This window comes from Tessaracoccus lapidicaptus (genome assembly GCF_001693815.1).
Lineage (GTDB): Bacteria > Actinomycetota > Actinomycetes > Propionibacteriales > Propionibacteriaceae > Arachnia > Arachnia lapidicapta.
In genome coordinates, this window is the sequence record NZ_MBQD01000010.1 from 1 (window position 1) to 13,258 (window position 13,258).

The 13,258-nt window shown below is 68.7% G+C and carries 12 protein-coding genes; 5 read left to right on the forward strand and 7 right to left on the reverse strand.

The genetic code is table 11. From position 1 onward, the window contains the following. Nucleotides 1-15: 15 nt before the first annotated feature. The 3 genes from BCR15_RS03250 to BCR15_RS03260 are packed head-to-tail and all read right to left on the reverse strand — an operon-like array spanning nt 16 to nt 1,914. Nucleotides 16-357 carry an FMN-binding negative transcriptional regulator gene (locus tag BCR15_RS03250; protein ID WP_068750404.1) on the reverse strand — a complete coding sequence of 114 codons (342 nt, stop codon included), beginning with the start codon at nt 355-357 and terminating at the stop codon, nt 16-18. Between the two features lie 55 nt (nt 358-412). Beyond that, nucleotides 413-868: a GyrI-like domain-containing protein gene (locus tag BCR15_RS03255; protein WP_068750406.1), complete on the reverse strand. Its 456-nt coding sequence runs from the start codon at nt 866-868 to the stop codon at nt 413-415. Nucleotides 869-924: 56 nt separating this feature from the next. Then, nucleotides 925-1,914, reverse strand: coding sequence for an alpha/beta hydrolase (locus BCR15_RS03260; RefSeq protein WP_068750408.1), 990 nt, complete (start codon nt 1,912-1,914; stop codon nt 925-927). Nucleotides 1,915-2,070: 156 nt separating this feature from the next. On the opposite strand from BCR15_RS03260, the gene BCR15_RS03265 reads away from it, so the two are divergent. Then, complete coding sequence (locus BCR15_RS03265) at nt 2,071-3,054, forward strand: squalene cyclase (protein ID WP_068750410.1); 984 nt, start codon at nt 2,071-2,073, stop codon at nt 3,052-3,054. 21 nt (nt 3,055-3,075) lie between these two features. Here BCR15_RS03265 and BCR15_RS03270 read toward each other — a convergent pair whose 3' ends face one another. Beyond that, the gene (locus BCR15_RS03270) at nt 3,076-3,789 is read right to left on the reverse strand and encodes an NYN domain-containing protein (RefSeq protein ID WP_068750412.1); all 714 of its coding nucleotides are present in this window, start codon (nt 3,787-3,789) and stop codon (nt 3,076-3,078) included. Nucleotides 3,790-3,898: 109 nt separating this feature from the next. Continuing rightward, a complete protein-coding gene (locus tag BCR15_RS03275) occupies nt 3,899-4,945 on the reverse strand; it encodes a LacI family DNA-binding transcriptional regulator (RefSeq protein WP_068750414.1) in 1,047 nt (348 codons plus the stop codon). Nucleotides 4,946-5,169: 224 nt separating this feature from the next. On the opposite strand from BCR15_RS03275, the gene BCR15_RS03280 reads away from it, so the two are divergent. The 4 genes from BCR15_RS03280 to lacZ all read left to right on the forward strand — a co-directional run bounded on the left by BCR15_RS03280 (nt 5,170) and on the right by lacZ (nt 11,312). Beyond that, nucleotides 5,170-6,468 carry an ABC transporter substrate-binding protein gene (locus BCR15_RS03280; RefSeq protein ID WP_068750416.1) on the forward strand — a complete coding sequence of 433 codons (1,299 nt, stop codon included), beginning with the start codon at nt 5,170-5,172 and terminating at the stop codon, nt 6,466-6,468. Nucleotides 6,469-6,539: 71 nt separating this feature from the next. After that, nucleotides 6,540-7,499 (forward strand): carbohydrate ABC transporter permease, encoded by a 960-nt coding sequence (locus BCR15_RS03285; RefSeq protein ID WP_078919853.1) that lies wholly within the window; start codon nt 6,540-6,542, stop codon nt 7,497-7,499. Beyond that, nucleotides 7,492-8,304, forward strand: coding sequence for a carbohydrate ABC transporter permease (locus tag BCR15_RS03290; RefSeq protein ID WP_068750418.1), 813 nt, complete (start codon nt 7,492-7,494; stop codon nt 8,302-8,304). The genes BCR15_RS03285 and BCR15_RS03290 overlap by 8 nt, the downstream gene beginning before the upstream one ends. Next, nucleotides 8,301-11,312, forward strand: a complete 3,012-nt coding sequence (gene lacZ / locus BCR15_RS03295; protein ID WP_068750420.1) for a beta-galactosidase, LacZ type — start codon at nt 8,301-8,303, stop codon at nt 11,310-11,312. Before BCR15_RS03290 ends, lacZ begins: the two co-directional genes overlap by 4 nt. A gap of 253 nt (nt 11,313-11,565) precedes the next feature. On the opposite strand, the gene BCR15_RS03300 is transcribed toward lacZ, so the two are convergent. Continuing rightward, entirely contained in the window at nt 11,566-12,957 is a 1,392-nt protein-coding gene (locus BCR15_RS03300) for a nucleoside kinase (RefSeq protein WP_068750422.1), read from the reverse strand. Nucleotides 12,958-13,126: 169 nt separating this feature from the next. Then, a partial coding sequence (locus BCR15_RS14290; protein WP_141680023.1) for an integrase core domain-containing protein occupies nt 13,127-13,258 on the reverse strand: 132 nt, incomplete at its 5' end.

Genomic DNA, 13,258 nt, shown 5'->3' on the forward strand with positions numbered 1-13,258 from the left:
GCTCGACGGCGACTCCTACCGCACCCGCGGCCACCGTCGCCAACCAACCAAGTAGAACCAACAACAACCATGAGAGGGGTCAATTTTCGATCGGCAACAGGGGGTCAGTTTTCGTCCGGCGTTGACAACGCGCTCGCCGTCGGCCAGGTCGAACTGCGGGTTGTGGGCCGAGGCGTGTGCGATGAGCCGTTCGCCCTCCCACACCGTGGGCAGCAACGTCGCCGACGGCGCCCCGTCGCCCCCCGTGATCCAGAGTGCGGCGCCCACCTCGCTGAGGAGCGCGCGACAGCGGTCGACGTCGTCCACCCGCTGGCTGGCGGGGACGTACACGGTGCTGGCTGGGATGTCGGGCTCCATGGTCGGCCATCGTAACCGGGCCGCACGCCCTGCCGCGGCGGCCCTCACCGAAGGCTCAGGCCAGCGGCCAGACGATCAACGTCTTCCACGTCGCCGGGTCGGGCTCGGCCGCGGGATCGCTCACATACTGCTCCCACATGCCCTCGGCCAGGGTCAGCCCCTCCAGCTTGACCCACGTCATCAGCTCGCCGTAGGTGCGCTCCAGGTCGTCGTACGGACCCACGTGCGTGCCGACGACCGCCTCCCCGCCCGGAAGCTCGAACGGCTGCACGTCACCGGCCCGGACCACGGTCGAGACGGGGAATCCGATCGACACGTCCACCGTCTCGCCCGGCATGGAGTGGTAGTAGCCGAACGGCGGCCCGGTGACGGTGCCGCCCTGCTCGGCGACGGCCCGCATCACCTCACTGAAGCCCGTGTCGAACGCGGTCGTGAGTTCGCCCATCGGCACGTTCCGGCGGACCGCCGCCGCCTGCTGCGCATCGAGGGTACTCAAGCGGAACTCGGTCATCGCTCCTCCTCGACCCCGTCTGGGGCCCTTGAGTGCCAGTATGCGCCTGGTCGAGGTCAGCGCAGGGCGGTGAGCTCCGCGTCGAGTGCGGCCAGCGCCTCGTCCGACATCGCGCCCGGCTGGTAGCTGACGGCCTGGCGGATCGACACGACGCCGGCGAACGCGTCGGCTCCGACGGCGGCGGCCAGCTCCGGGGCGTGCCGGCGCACGACGTCGGCCGCGCGCTCGTCGGCCATCAACCGGCCGAGCGGCATGTCGACGCCCAACCGGCGACGGTTCACCAGCGTCTGGTACGTCTCGGCCTCGCCGTCGACGGAGAAGTCGCCGAACACGGTCTGGAGGAACCGCACCGAATCGGCCAGCCACGGCCGCACCGACGCTTCGGCCATCTCGGCGCGGCCGTTCGCCGTCGCGTTGGTGGACAGGCTGAGGCCGTGCGGGCCCAGGAGATAGATGTGCGACTCGAACGGCACCTCGTGTTCGGCCAGCGCGGCGAGGAAGGCGATGGAGTTGCGGATCGGGACGACGGTGTCGTCGCTGGTGCTGAACAGGAACGTCGGCGGCGTGGCGGCGCTCACGTGGCTGGGCACATCGATGAGTTCCTTGCCCACCGGCGGCCCGAACTCCTCGAGGGTGACCGGGTATCCGGCCACCAGCGCGTCGGGCTTGTCCTCGGCGGCGGTCGCGAGACTCGAGGCGAGGTGCCCGCCGGCGGAGAACCCGACGGCCGCGACCTTCGTCGGGTCGATGTGCAGGTCGGCGGCGTTCGCCCGGATCCAGGCGAGGGCGGCCTTGGCGTCGTCGAACGACTTCTCGAAGGGGGACTCGGCGCCCACCGCGTAGCGCAGCACGAACGCGTTGAACCCGGCGGCGAGGTAGGCGAGCGCGACCGGCTCCGCCTCACGGTCCGAGGTCATGAAATAGCCGCCCCCGGGGAGGACGAGGACGGCGGGGCGGGTGGCGGCGGTGGCGAGCTCGGCGCTGGGCTCCTGGACGTAGCAGGTGAGGGGTGCGTCGTGGCCGACGGTCTGGGTGAAGAGCTTCATGCCCCCATTCTTGTCCAGCCCCTGATCAGCGCGCCGCCCGCCCCACGCCGCGCCCACCAGCACGACACGCCGTCGAACTGGCCCCTCGTGCGCGCAGGAGGCGCCGAGGCGGCTCGGACCCTGTCATTCCTGCCGATCCCGGCCTACGCTCACCCCATGCAGCACCCTCGCGCGATCACCGACTGGCTGCTCGACACCGACCCGGCCCTGCGCTGGCAGGTGCAGCGCGACCTCCTCGACGCGCCGGAGCACGTCTGGCAGCAGACCCGCGCCGAGATGGCCACGACGGAGATGGCCGCGCGGCTCCTCGCGCTCCAGGACGACGACGGGCAGTGGGCCGGCGGCGCCTACTTCCCCGGCCGCGCGGACCCCCGGGCGCTCAACCGCCCCGACGACGACCAGGGCCAGCCCTATACCGCCACCACCTGGACCCTCAACACCCTGCGCGAGTGGGGACTCGACCCCGCCGCGCTGACCGGCACCGCCGCCAAGCTGGCCGCCTCCAGCCGGTGGGAGTACGACGACCTGCCCTACTGGGGCGGTGAGGTCGACTGCTGCATCAACGCGTTCACCCTCGCCAACGGGGCGTGGCTCGGCGCGGACGTCGGCGGCCTCGTCGACTGGTTCCCCGAGCACCAACTCGACGACGGCGGCTGGAACTGCGAGTGGGTGGAGGGCTCGACGCGGTCGTCGTTCCACTCGACGCTCAACTCAATCAAGGGCATCCTCTGGTACGAGCAGTGGACCGGCGGCCACGACGCCCTGCGCGCCAGCAGGCAGCGCGCCCAGGAGTATCTGCTCGAGCGTCGCCTTCTCTACCGGGCGAGCACGGGCGAACGCGTGGGGGAGTGGGTGGAGTACCTGGCGTACCCGCTGCGCTGGGTGTACACCGCGCTCAACGTCCTGGACCATCTCCGGGCCGCGTCGCTGTACGACGGCGTGGCCCCGGATCCGCGGGCGGCGGACGCCGTCGAGATCGTGCGCGCCGCGCGGCAGCCGGACGGGCGATGGTTGCAGGGCCGGCGCTACCGCGGGCAGGTGTGGTTCGACGTCGACGTGCCGGTCGGCGACCCGTCGCCGTGGCTCACGTTCCTCGCGACCCGCGTGCTCGACTGGTGGGACGAGGGCCGCGCAGCCTGAGCCGGGCGCCCGCCGTCGGCACTACTTCGGCTGGACGAGCACCCCGTTGGGCTTCTTCTGCACGACATAGTCGGGGTGCGCGGCGAAGAGATCCTTGAGCTTCGCGAACCCCCAGGTGCGGGAGTCGAAGTCCGACGCCAGGCGGGAGAGGTTGCTGCCGACGGCGCCGAGGTTGGCCCAGTTGTCGTCGCCGGCGGCCGCATCGACGGCCTCGGCGAGCAGCTTGTCCAGGAAGGCGTCGCTGACGAGCGTGCGCTGCTCCACCGTCGCGGGCTTCGTCGTCGAGGCTGCGGTGAGGTTCTCCACGTAGATGAAGGTGTCGCACGCGGCGACGAACGGCTTGGGCGTCTTGCGCTCGCCGAATCCGTAGACGACCTTGCCGTCCTCGCGGATGCGGGCGGCGAGGCGGGTGAAGTCGCTGTCGCTGGAGACGAGGCAGAAGCCGTCGAGGTTGCCGGCGTGGAGCAGGTCCATGGCGTCGATGATGAGCGAGCTGTCCGTCGCGTTCTTGCCGCTGGTGTAGCTGAACTGCTGGATCGGCTGGATGGAGTGCTGCAGCAGTTCGGTCTTCCACGACGTCAGCTGCGTCGAGGTCCAGTCGCCGTAGGCGCGCCGCACCGAGGCGCGGCCGTACTTGGCGACCTCGACCAGCAGCTGATCGATGTGCTGCGCGCGGGCGTTGTCGGCGTCGATGAGCACGGCGAGGCGGGCCTCGCGTGGTGTCTGAGTGGTCATGGGTCCCCTGTCGTCGACATGAACCTACCGCCAACTCGCACATCGACCCGCGTCAGAGGGTCGGGGGTGGAGTTCGACGGCGTGTCGTGCAGATTGGGGTGGCGGCGGGTCAGGCGGCGGGCGGCGGGGCGGTCGTGCCGCGGACGATGAGCTCGGTCGGGACGACGACGCGGTCGTGACGCGCGGCGCTCACCCCGCGCGAGCGGATCTGCGCCAGGACCAGCTTCACCAGCTCCTGCCCGATCCGCTGAAAATCGTGCCGCACCGTCGTCAAGGGTGGATACGAGTACTCACTCAGCGCGATGGCGTCGAACCCGACGACGGACACGTCGCCCGGCACACCGCGCCCGGCCTCGTGCAGCGCCCGGATCAGGCCGAACGCCATCTCGTCGTTGGCCGCGAACACCGCCGTCACATCCGGATCCTCGGCGATCCGCTTGCCGATCTCGTAGCCCGAGCGCGGCGTCCAGTCCCCGATCCACGCCTCGGGGGCGCGCACGCCGGCCGCCTCCAGCGCCCGCTGCCACGCGCCCCTGCGCATCAGTGCCGGTTCGGAGTCAGTGGGGCCCGCGAGGTGGTGCACCGTCCGGTGCCCGAGCTTCAATAGGTGCCGGGTGGCGTCGCGGCTGCCCTGCAGCTGGTCCCCCATCACCGCGGGATAGTGGCCGACCAGCCGCGAATCCGACACCGCCACGGGCATGCCGGCCGGCAGCGTCAGGGTCTCGGGCGTGGCCTCCTCGGCGCGGATGATCACGAGCCCGTCGATGGCCTGGTTGGAGATCCGGTGCGCGGCTGACTCCCAGTCGGCGGCGTCGGCCGTCTCGGACTCGATGCTGAGCAGGGTCACGGTGTAGCCCTCGTCGTCGGCCGCCTTGACGACGCCGCCCGTCGTGAGCACCTCGCCGGTCCGCTCGTACCGGTGCGCGAGCAGGCCGATGGTGCCGAACGAGCCGTTGCGCAGGGCGCGCGCGGCGCGGTTGGGCGAGTAGCCGAGCTGCGCCATGGCTTCGAGCACGCGGGCCTTGGTCTCGGGCCGCACCGCCTCCGCACCCGTCGACACCCGCGACACCGTCTGCGCGGACACGCCCGCAAGCCGGGCCACGTCCTCGATGGACGGGCCGGTCTTTCGTCGTCCTCGACCCGAGACGGTGCCCATGGCGACACTGTAGCCCCTCATTGATGTTGACGTCATCACGACGCGAACCCAGGCGGAATTCAGCGAGAACAACTGTTACCGGACCGTTATGTGACTCGCTGGTCAACCCGCGGGGGGTCGTGCTACGTTTACGTAAACATCATCCAGGATGTGGGGCGAGGACGCCCTTGGGGAGCGCCGACCCATCGCCTCGGCGCAGGCCACACGAGACTAAGGAAGTACTCATGACGACGTGGAAGAAGATCGCCGCCCTTGCAGTGGTGGTGCCGCTCTCGCTCACCGCCTGCGGCGGTGACAACGGCTCGAACGGATCCGACGGCGGAGACACCGGCGACGGCAAGCTGACGGTCTGGGCCTGGGACCCGGCCTTCAACATCTACGCCATCAACGAGGCGGCGAAGATCTACCAGCAGGACAACCCCGACGTCGAGGTCGAGGTCATCGAGACCCCCTGGGACGACCTGCAGACCAAGCTGACCACGCTGGCGCAGTCGCAGGAGTTCGGTGAACTCCCCGACATCTTCCTCATGCAGAACAACGCGTTCCAGAAGAACGTCATCAACTACCCGGACCTCTTCAGCGACTTCTCGGACTCCGACGTCGACTTCGGCGAGTTCCCCGAGGGTGTCGTCGCCTACTCCACCGTCGACGGCGTCAACTACGGACTTCCGTTCGACAACGGCACCGCCATCAGCGCCCTGCGCACCGATGTACTCGAGGAGGCCGGCTACACCGTCGACGACTTCACCGACATCACCTGGAGCGAGTTCATCGAGAAGGGCGAGGACGTCCTTGCCAAGACGGGGAAGCCCCTCGCCTCGGGCATGGCGGGATCGGCGGATCTCATCATGATGATGCTGCAGTCGGCCGGCGCAAGCCTGTTTGACGACGAGGGCAACCCGACCATCGTCGGCAACGAGGCGCTGATCAAGTCGATCGAGACCTATCAGCAGCTCGTGGAGTCGGGTGTCTTCGTCGAGGTCAACTCGTGGGACGAGTTCATCGGGACCTTCGTGAACTCCAACGTCGCCGGCGTCATGCAGGGCGTGTGGATCATGGGCTCCATCCAGTCCGCAGAGGACCAGGCAGGCAAGTGGGGCATCACCAACCTGCCCAAGCTCGACGACGTCGACGGCGCCACCCACTACTCCGCCAACGGCGGGTCGTCGTGGGCCATCAGCTCCAACGCCGACAAGGAACTGGCCGCCGACTTCCTGGCCAGCACGTTCGCCGGGTCGACCGAGTTCTACGACACCATCCTCCCGTCGTCGGGCGCCCTGGCCAACTGGCTGCCGGCCGGTGAGAGCGACGTCTACGGCGAGCCGCAGGACTTCTTCGGAGGCGAGCCGGTCTTCAGCCAGGTGCTGGAGTTCGCCGCCGAGGTGCCGAGCAACAACACCGGCGTCTACTACTACGAGGGCCGCGACGCCGTGAGCGCCGCTGTCACCAAGATCCTGGGCGGAACCGACGTCGAGACTGCGCTGCAGGAGGCGCAGGACAACGTCGAGTTCGCGATGCAGTGATCCTTCGTTAGTTCCCCGTGGTGGGGGCCGGACAACCGGCCCCCACCCGCGCGAGAAGGTGGATTCCTCACATGGCAGAACAACGATTCGCGACGGTCCCCAGGACCGCCCCCGACGCGGCGGACCCGACGCCCGCCTCCCGCCGTCGGCGCTTCGGACTTGAGCAGCGCCGCAACCTGACCGGATGGATCTTCCTCGTCCCGGCAGCCGCCCTCATCCTCTGGATGAACTTCTACCCGATGTTCCAGGCCCTCATCCTGTCGTTGAAGACCGGACGCGGGACCCGCCTGAACTTCGCCGACCCGCTGTGGTTCAACTACGAGCGGCTGTTCAGCGACGAGATCTTCAAGCTCACCGTCGGCAACACGTTCATCTACCTGGCGATCCAGGTCCCGATCATGCTCGTCACCGCGCTCGTGCTGGCGAACCTGCTCAACGACAAGAACCTGCGCTTCAAGGGCCTGTGGCGCACCGCCATCTTCCTGCCCGCCGCGGTCTCCCTGGTCAGCTACTCCCTGGTGTTCCGCACGATGTTCGCCAACGACGGCTTCGTCAACGACGTGCTCCTGTGGCTGAACCTCGTCGACTCGCCCATCAACTGGCTGGGCCAGACCGACACCGCCCGCTTCGTCATCATCCTCGGCCTGCTGTGGCGCTGGACCGGCTACAACATGGTGTTCTACCTCGCGGCGCTGCAGAACATCGACTACTCGTCGCTCGAGGCGGCCAAGATCGACGGCGCGGGCTCGTTCGCCACGTTCTGGTACGTGACGATCCCGCAGCTCAAGCCCATGATCCTGCTCACCGCGATCATGTCGACCAACGGGACCATCCAGCTGTTCGACGAGTCGTGGAACCTCACCCAGGGCGGTCCGGCGTACACGTCGATGACCATGTCGCACTACCTCTTCGAGGTGTCGTTCCAGCGGAACCCCAATTTCGGCTACGGCGCCGCATTGTCCTACGTGATCCTGATCATGGTCGCCGTACTGGCCGCGGTCCAGATGAAGATCGGAGACAAGCGTGACTAAGACGCAGGCCCGCAAGCTGCCGGGCTACATCTTCCTGTCGCTGACCGCGCTCGCCTCGGTCTTCCCGCTGTACTTCATGGTGGTGTCGGCCACGAACACCAGCCGGGACGTCCTGAACTCTCGGCTGCTGCCGGGCACCGCGCTGTTCGAGAACTTCTCCAAGCTCGTCGCGCAACAGGACGTCGCCTCCGCCATGTGGTACTCGTCGCTCAACGCGGTCGGCACCACCGTGCTGGCGCTCATCGTGTGTTCCATCGCCGGCTACGGCTTCGAGGTCTTCCACTCCCGCGGCAAGGACCGCCTCATGGCGTTCCTGCTGCTGGCGATGATGATCCCGTTCGCCGCGACCATGATCCCGCTGTTCCAGATGTTCGCGGACTTCGGGCTGGTCAACTCGTCGGTCGCCGTCATCCTGCCGGCCGTCGCGACCCCGTTCCTCGTGCTGCTGTTCCGGCAGTCCGCCCGCAGCTTCCCGCACGAGATCGTCGAGGCCGCCCGCCTCGACGGACTGGGCGAGCTCAGCATCTTCTTCCGCATCTTCCTGCCGACGATGCGGTCGACCCTGGCGGCCGCGGCCGTCATCACCTTCATGACCGCATGGAACAACTTCCTGTGGCCCAAGGTGATCCTCGTCAACAACAGTTACCAGACCATGCCGATGCTCATCTCCAACCTGCGCGCCGGCTACGTCACCGACTACGGAGTACTCATGCTCGCGGTTCTCCTGGCGTCCCTGCCCACGATGGTGCTTTTCCTCGTGCTGCAGCGCGCCTTCGCCGAGGGCATCACAGGAGCCATCAAATGACTTTCGACCGCACCCGCATCGCCGACCCGACCTTCTTCGCCGAGAACCGCCTCCCGGCGCACTCGGACCACCGCTGGTTCGCCGACGCCCACGAGGCGTCGTTCGGCACCAGCAGCTTCGAGCAGTGCCTCAACGGCACCTGGAAGTTCCACCACGCCAAGAACCCGTCGCTGGCGCCGGAGGGCTTCGAAGCCCTCGACTACGACACGGACGCCTGGGACGACATCCGCGTCCCCGGCCACATCCAGCTGCAGGGCTACGACCGCCCCCAGTACGCCAACGTCCAGCACCCCTGGGACGGCTACGAGGACATCTGGCCCGGCCAGATCCCGCAGAAGTACAACCCGGTGGGCAGCTACGTCACCCACTTCACGCTCGACACCCCGCCGGCCGACGGCGAGCGCGTCAGCATCTCCTTCAAGGGGGCCGAGTCGACGATCGCGGTGTGGCTGAACGGCGCCTACGTCGGCTACGGCGGTGACGCGTTCACGCCGTCGGAGTTCGACATCACTGACCATCTGGTCGACGGGGAGAACAAGCTCGCGGCTCAGGTGATCAAGTGGAGCGGCGCCGCGTGGATCGAGGACCAGGACTTCTACCGGTTCTCGGGCATCTTCCGCGACGTCATGCTCTACCGCCGCCCCCGCGTGCACGCCGAGGACCTGCGCACCACCACCGAGGTGGCCGACGACCTGGCATCGGCGACGGTGCGGCTCGCGGTCGCGCTGCAGGGCGAGGGCTCCGTCCGGGCCACGCTCGGCGGGGTCGGGGAGCTGACGGCCGGGGACGACGGCGTGCTCAGCGTCGCCGTCGACGAGCCTCGGCTCTGGAGCGCCGAGGACCCGCACCTCTATGACCTGACCCTCGAGGTGCTCGACGCCTCCGGCGCGGTCGTCGAGGTCATCCCGCAGCGCGTGGGCATCCGCCGGTTCGGCATCGAGGACGGCGTCCTGAAGATCAACGGCCGCCGCGTCGTGTTCAACGGCGTCAACCGCCACGAGTTCGGGCTGCAGGGCCGCGTCATGACGCGCGAGCAGACCGAGGCCGACCTCAGGGCCATGAAGGCGCACAACATCAACGCCGTGCGCACCAGCCACTACCCGAACAACTCGTTCCTCTACGAACTGACCGACGAATACGGGCTGTACGTCATCGACGAGATGAACCTCGAGGCCCACGGCATGTGGCACGCCGTGGTCGTCGGCCGCGTACCCCTCGAGGGCGCTGTCCCGGGCAACCTCCCCGAGTGGCGCGACATCCTCCTCGACCGGGCGTCCAACATGCTCGAGCGCGACAAGAACCACGCGTCCATCGTCATGTGGTCGTGCGGCAACGAGAGCTTCGGCGGCACCAACCTGCGCGACGTCGCGGATCACTTCCGGTCCTTGGACACGCGCCCGGTGCACTACGAGGGCGTCCACTGGGATCCGCGGTTCCCGGAGACGACCGACGTCGTCAGCACCATGTACACCCCGGCGGCCGGCATCGAGGAGTTCCTCGCTTCGAACCGCGAGAAGCCCTACATCCTGTGCGAGTACGCGCACACGATGGGCAACTCGTTCGGCGCCGTCGACAAGTACATCGACCTCGCCTACCGCGAGCCGCTGTTCCAGGGCGCGTTCATCTGGGACTTCTCGGACCAGGCCATCGCGCTGAAGGACCGCCATGGGCGGGAGTACTTCGGCTACGGCGGCGACTGCGGCGAGGCCCCGCACGACGCGGAGTTCAGCGGCAACGGCATCTTCTTCGCCGACCACAGCCCCAGCCCGAAGCTGCAGGAGGTCAAGAAGCTCTACCAGGGGCTGCGGATCGAGATCTCCGGCGACTCGTTCGAGGTCGAGAACCGGTTCCTGTTCACCGACACGTCGGCCTACCGGTGCGTGGTGACGCTGGCCCGCGAGGGTCGCGTCGTGGCGCGGGGCACCGTCGACACCGAGGTGGAGCCGGGCGACACCGGCAACTACCCGCTGCCGGTCGACCTGCCGGACGCGGCCGGCGAGTACACCGTCGAGGTGTCCTTCCAGCTGCGGCGGCCCACCCTGTGGGGCGCGGCCGGGCATGAGGTGGCGTGGGAGCAGGCCGTGTTCACGATCGCGGGCTCGACGGCGCCGCGCTCCCCGGCCCGCGCGCCCGAGCTCATCGACGGCATCCACAACTTCGGTGTCCGGGGCCGGCACTTCACCGCCCTGTTCTCGAAACTGTACGGCGGGCTCGTGTCCTACCGCTACGGGCTGAGCTCCGACGGAGGCCGCGAACTGCTGGGCGGCATCCCCAAGCCCAACTTCTGGCACGCGCCCACCTCCAACGAGCGTGGATGGAACATGCCGTTCCGCGACGGGCAGTGGCTGCTGGCCAGCCGCTACTCGGAGGCGGCGGAGGCCGGTCCGTCCGCGCGGGTGATCGGTGACGCCGTCGAGGTGCGCTACACCTACGAGCTGCCCAGCCAGCCGTCCGGCGAGTGCGACGTGGTGTACCTCGTCGACGGCGACGGCCGTATCGAGGTCACGATGACCGTGCGTCCCGGTGACGGGCTGCCGGACATGCCGGAGTTCGGGCTGCTGCTCACCACGGGCGCCGACTACCAGCACCTGACCTGGTACGGCGAGGGGCCGGAGGAGAGCTACGTCGACCGGCGTGCCGGTGCGCGTCTGGGCGTGTGGTCGGGCGATGTCGCGGAGCAGCTGACGCCGTACATCCGGCCGCAGGAGGCGGGCAACCACACGGGAGTCCGGTGGGCGACGGTGACCGACGCCCACGGCGCGGGGCTGCGGTTCGAGTACGTCGACGAGCCCATGGAGTTCTCGGCTCTGCCGTGGACGCCGTGGGAGGTGGAGAACGCGGCGCACCCGGTGGATCTGCCGCCGATCCAGAAGACGGTGCTGCGGCCGGCGCTGATGCGTCGCGGTGTGGGCGGGGACGACTCGTGGGGGTCGATGACCCACCCCGAGTACCGCCTGCCGGAGGGTCAGGAGCTGGTGTTCCGGTTCGCGTTCCAGGGCATCCGCTGAACTCTCTCGTTCCCTGAGGAGCTGTGCCGCCGGCAGGCGGCGCAGCGTCTCGAAGGGTTGTGGCGCCGCCCCTCACCGTTCCCTGAGGAGCTGTGCCGCCGTCCCCGTTCCCTGAGGAGGTGTGCCGCCGCAAGGCGGCACAGCGTCTCGAAGGGTGGTGGCGCTGTTCTTCACCGTTCCCTGAGGAGCTGTGCCGCCGGCAGGCGGCACAGCGTCTCGAAGGGTCGCGGCTCCCCACGGACGCCGTCGCTCCTTACGGATCGACGTACAGACTGCCGCCGATGAACTCCCGCAGGATCGAGTTGAACGGGACCCGATCGGCGGGCAGCGGGTCGAAGAAGCCCAACAGATTGAGCAGCCGGTCCCTCGTATCGACGTGCGGGCTGTCGTCGGGGATGGTCGCCAGGGCCTCTTCGGCGTACGGCCGCAGCACGTTGAGCTCGTACATCATGCTGGAGTTGACCATCACATCCGCGTCCTCCTGGAACACGAAGATGTGCTCGTACTCGCCGCGGCGCACGCTGTCCCACTGACCCAGCGTCGTCTCCGGCGTGATGCCGCGGTAGCGGTGGTCGCGGATGATGCGACGCAGCAGCCGCACCTCCGTCGTCGGCACACGGTTCATCAGGTCGATGTTCAGCCCGCCCAGCGCGCTGACGTAGACCTTGAACACCGCGGTGCGGCTGATGCTGCCCGTCAGCCGCGGATTGAGGGCGTGGATGCCCTCGATGAGCAGGATCTCGTCGGGGCCGACGCTGAGCGGCGTCGTCGCGGGCAGCCGCGACCCCGTGACGAAGTCGAAGTGGGGCGTCCGCACGGTCTCCCCGGCCACCAGCCGGGCGAGGTCGCTGGTCAGGAGGGGGAGGTCGAGGGCGTCGGGGCTCTCGAAGTCGTAGCGGCCGTCGTCGTCGCGGGGGGTGTGGGCCCGGTCGACGAAGTAGTCGTCCAGCGACAACGCCACTGGCTTCAGGCCGTTGACCTCGAGCTGCGTCGCGAGGCGGTGCGTCGTCGTGGTCTTTCCCGACGACGACGGGCCGGCGATCGCCAGCACGCGCAGGGCCCGCCGTTCGGCCAGGATGGTGTCGGCGATGTCGGCCAGCCGCTTCTCCTGCAGCGCCTCGGCGATGCCCACCAGCTTGAGGGCGCGCCCGTCGCGGATGTAGGCGTTGACGTCGGCCACCACCTCGACGTCGACCCGGTCCAGCCACGCCTGCGTCTCCGCGTAGGCCGCCGACAGGAGCGTGGGCGGGATCAGGGGGGCGCCGTCGCCCTTGTCGATGTCGCCGAAGTCGACGATGAAGCCGTCGGCGAAGGGGATCACCTCGAAGGGTTCGACCTCGCGCGGGTTCTCCAGGGCGGGGTAGACGACGCGCGCGGTGAGATCGTCGACGTCGTAGACGTGGTAGCCGCCGTCGCGGCCCAGGAGTGTGATCCTGCTTGCCGGGTCGGCTGCCCACCGCTTGAGCCGGGCGCCGATCTGCTTCACCTCCCGGGTCGACAACGCCGAGCCGACGAGGCCGCAGAACACGCCCTCGAGGATCGAATAGGACGTCTTCAGCCGCTCGCCCGGGAACAGGTCGTGGATGGCCTTGATCAGTCCCAGCTTGACCGTCTGCCGGCCTTGTCGGAGGTGGGTTTCGCGCATGGCGTGCCCCTTTCGGCGCTCGCCTCCGACGCTACTCCGCTCTAGGTACCTCGCGCCTGCCTTGCGTGCCGACGCCTGCGCCGTGTCCGGGGCGCCTGCCTTGCGTACCGACGCCTGCGCTATAGCGCGAGCGTCGTGAGTTAGAGCAGGCGTCTCCCCAGCGCCTGTACTAGATGTACTGACCTGGGACGTTGGTCAAGCGGGTGATGGGTGGCTTGTTCTCGCAGGCTGAGTGGGGCCTGTGGTGATTGTAGGCATGCAGCCATCCAGGGAGGGCTTCACGGCGTTCGGCTTCTGAGAA

Excerpts from the sequence above, each read along its gene's own strand:
- BCR15_RS03250 (WP_068750404.1), bottom strand. The coding sequence starts at position 357 with ATGGAGCCCGACATCCCAGCCAGCACCGTGTACGTCCCCGCCAGCCAG.
- BCR15_RS03255 (WP_068750406.1), bottom strand. The coding sequence starts at position 868 with ATGACCGAGTTCCGCTTGAGTACCCTCGATGCGCAGCAGGCGGCGGCG.
- BCR15_RS03260 (WP_068750408.1), bottom strand. The coding sequence starts at position 1,914 with ATGAAGCTCTTCACCCAGACCGTCGGCCACGACGCACCCCTCACCTGC.
- BCR15_RS03265 (WP_068750410.1), top strand. The coding sequence starts at position 2,071 with ATGCAGCACCCTCGCGCGATCACCGACTGGCTGCTCGACACCGACCCG.
- BCR15_RS03270 (WP_068750412.1), bottom strand. The coding sequence starts at position 3,789 with ATGACCACTCAGACACCACGCGAGGCCCGCCTCGCCGTGCTCATCGAC.
- BCR15_RS03275 (WP_068750414.1), bottom strand. The coding sequence starts at position 4,945 with ATGGGCACCGTCTCGGGTCGAGGACGACGAAAGACCGGCCCGTCCATC.
- BCR15_RS03280 (WP_068750416.1), top strand. The coding sequence starts at position 5,170 with ATGACGACGTGGAAGAAGATCGCCGCCCTTGCAGTGGTGGTGCCGCTC.
- BCR15_RS03285 (WP_078919853.1), top strand. The coding sequence starts at position 6,540 with ATGGCAGAACAACGATTCGCGACGGTCCCCAGGACCGCCCCCGACGCG.
- lacZ (WP_068750420.1), top strand. The coding sequence starts at position 8,301 with ATGACTTTCGACCGCACCCGCATCGCCGACCCGACCTTCTTCGCCGAG.
- BCR15_RS03300 (WP_068750422.1), bottom strand. The coding sequence starts at position 12,957 with ATGCGCGAAACCCACCTCCGACAAGGCCGGCAGACGGTCAAGCTGGGA.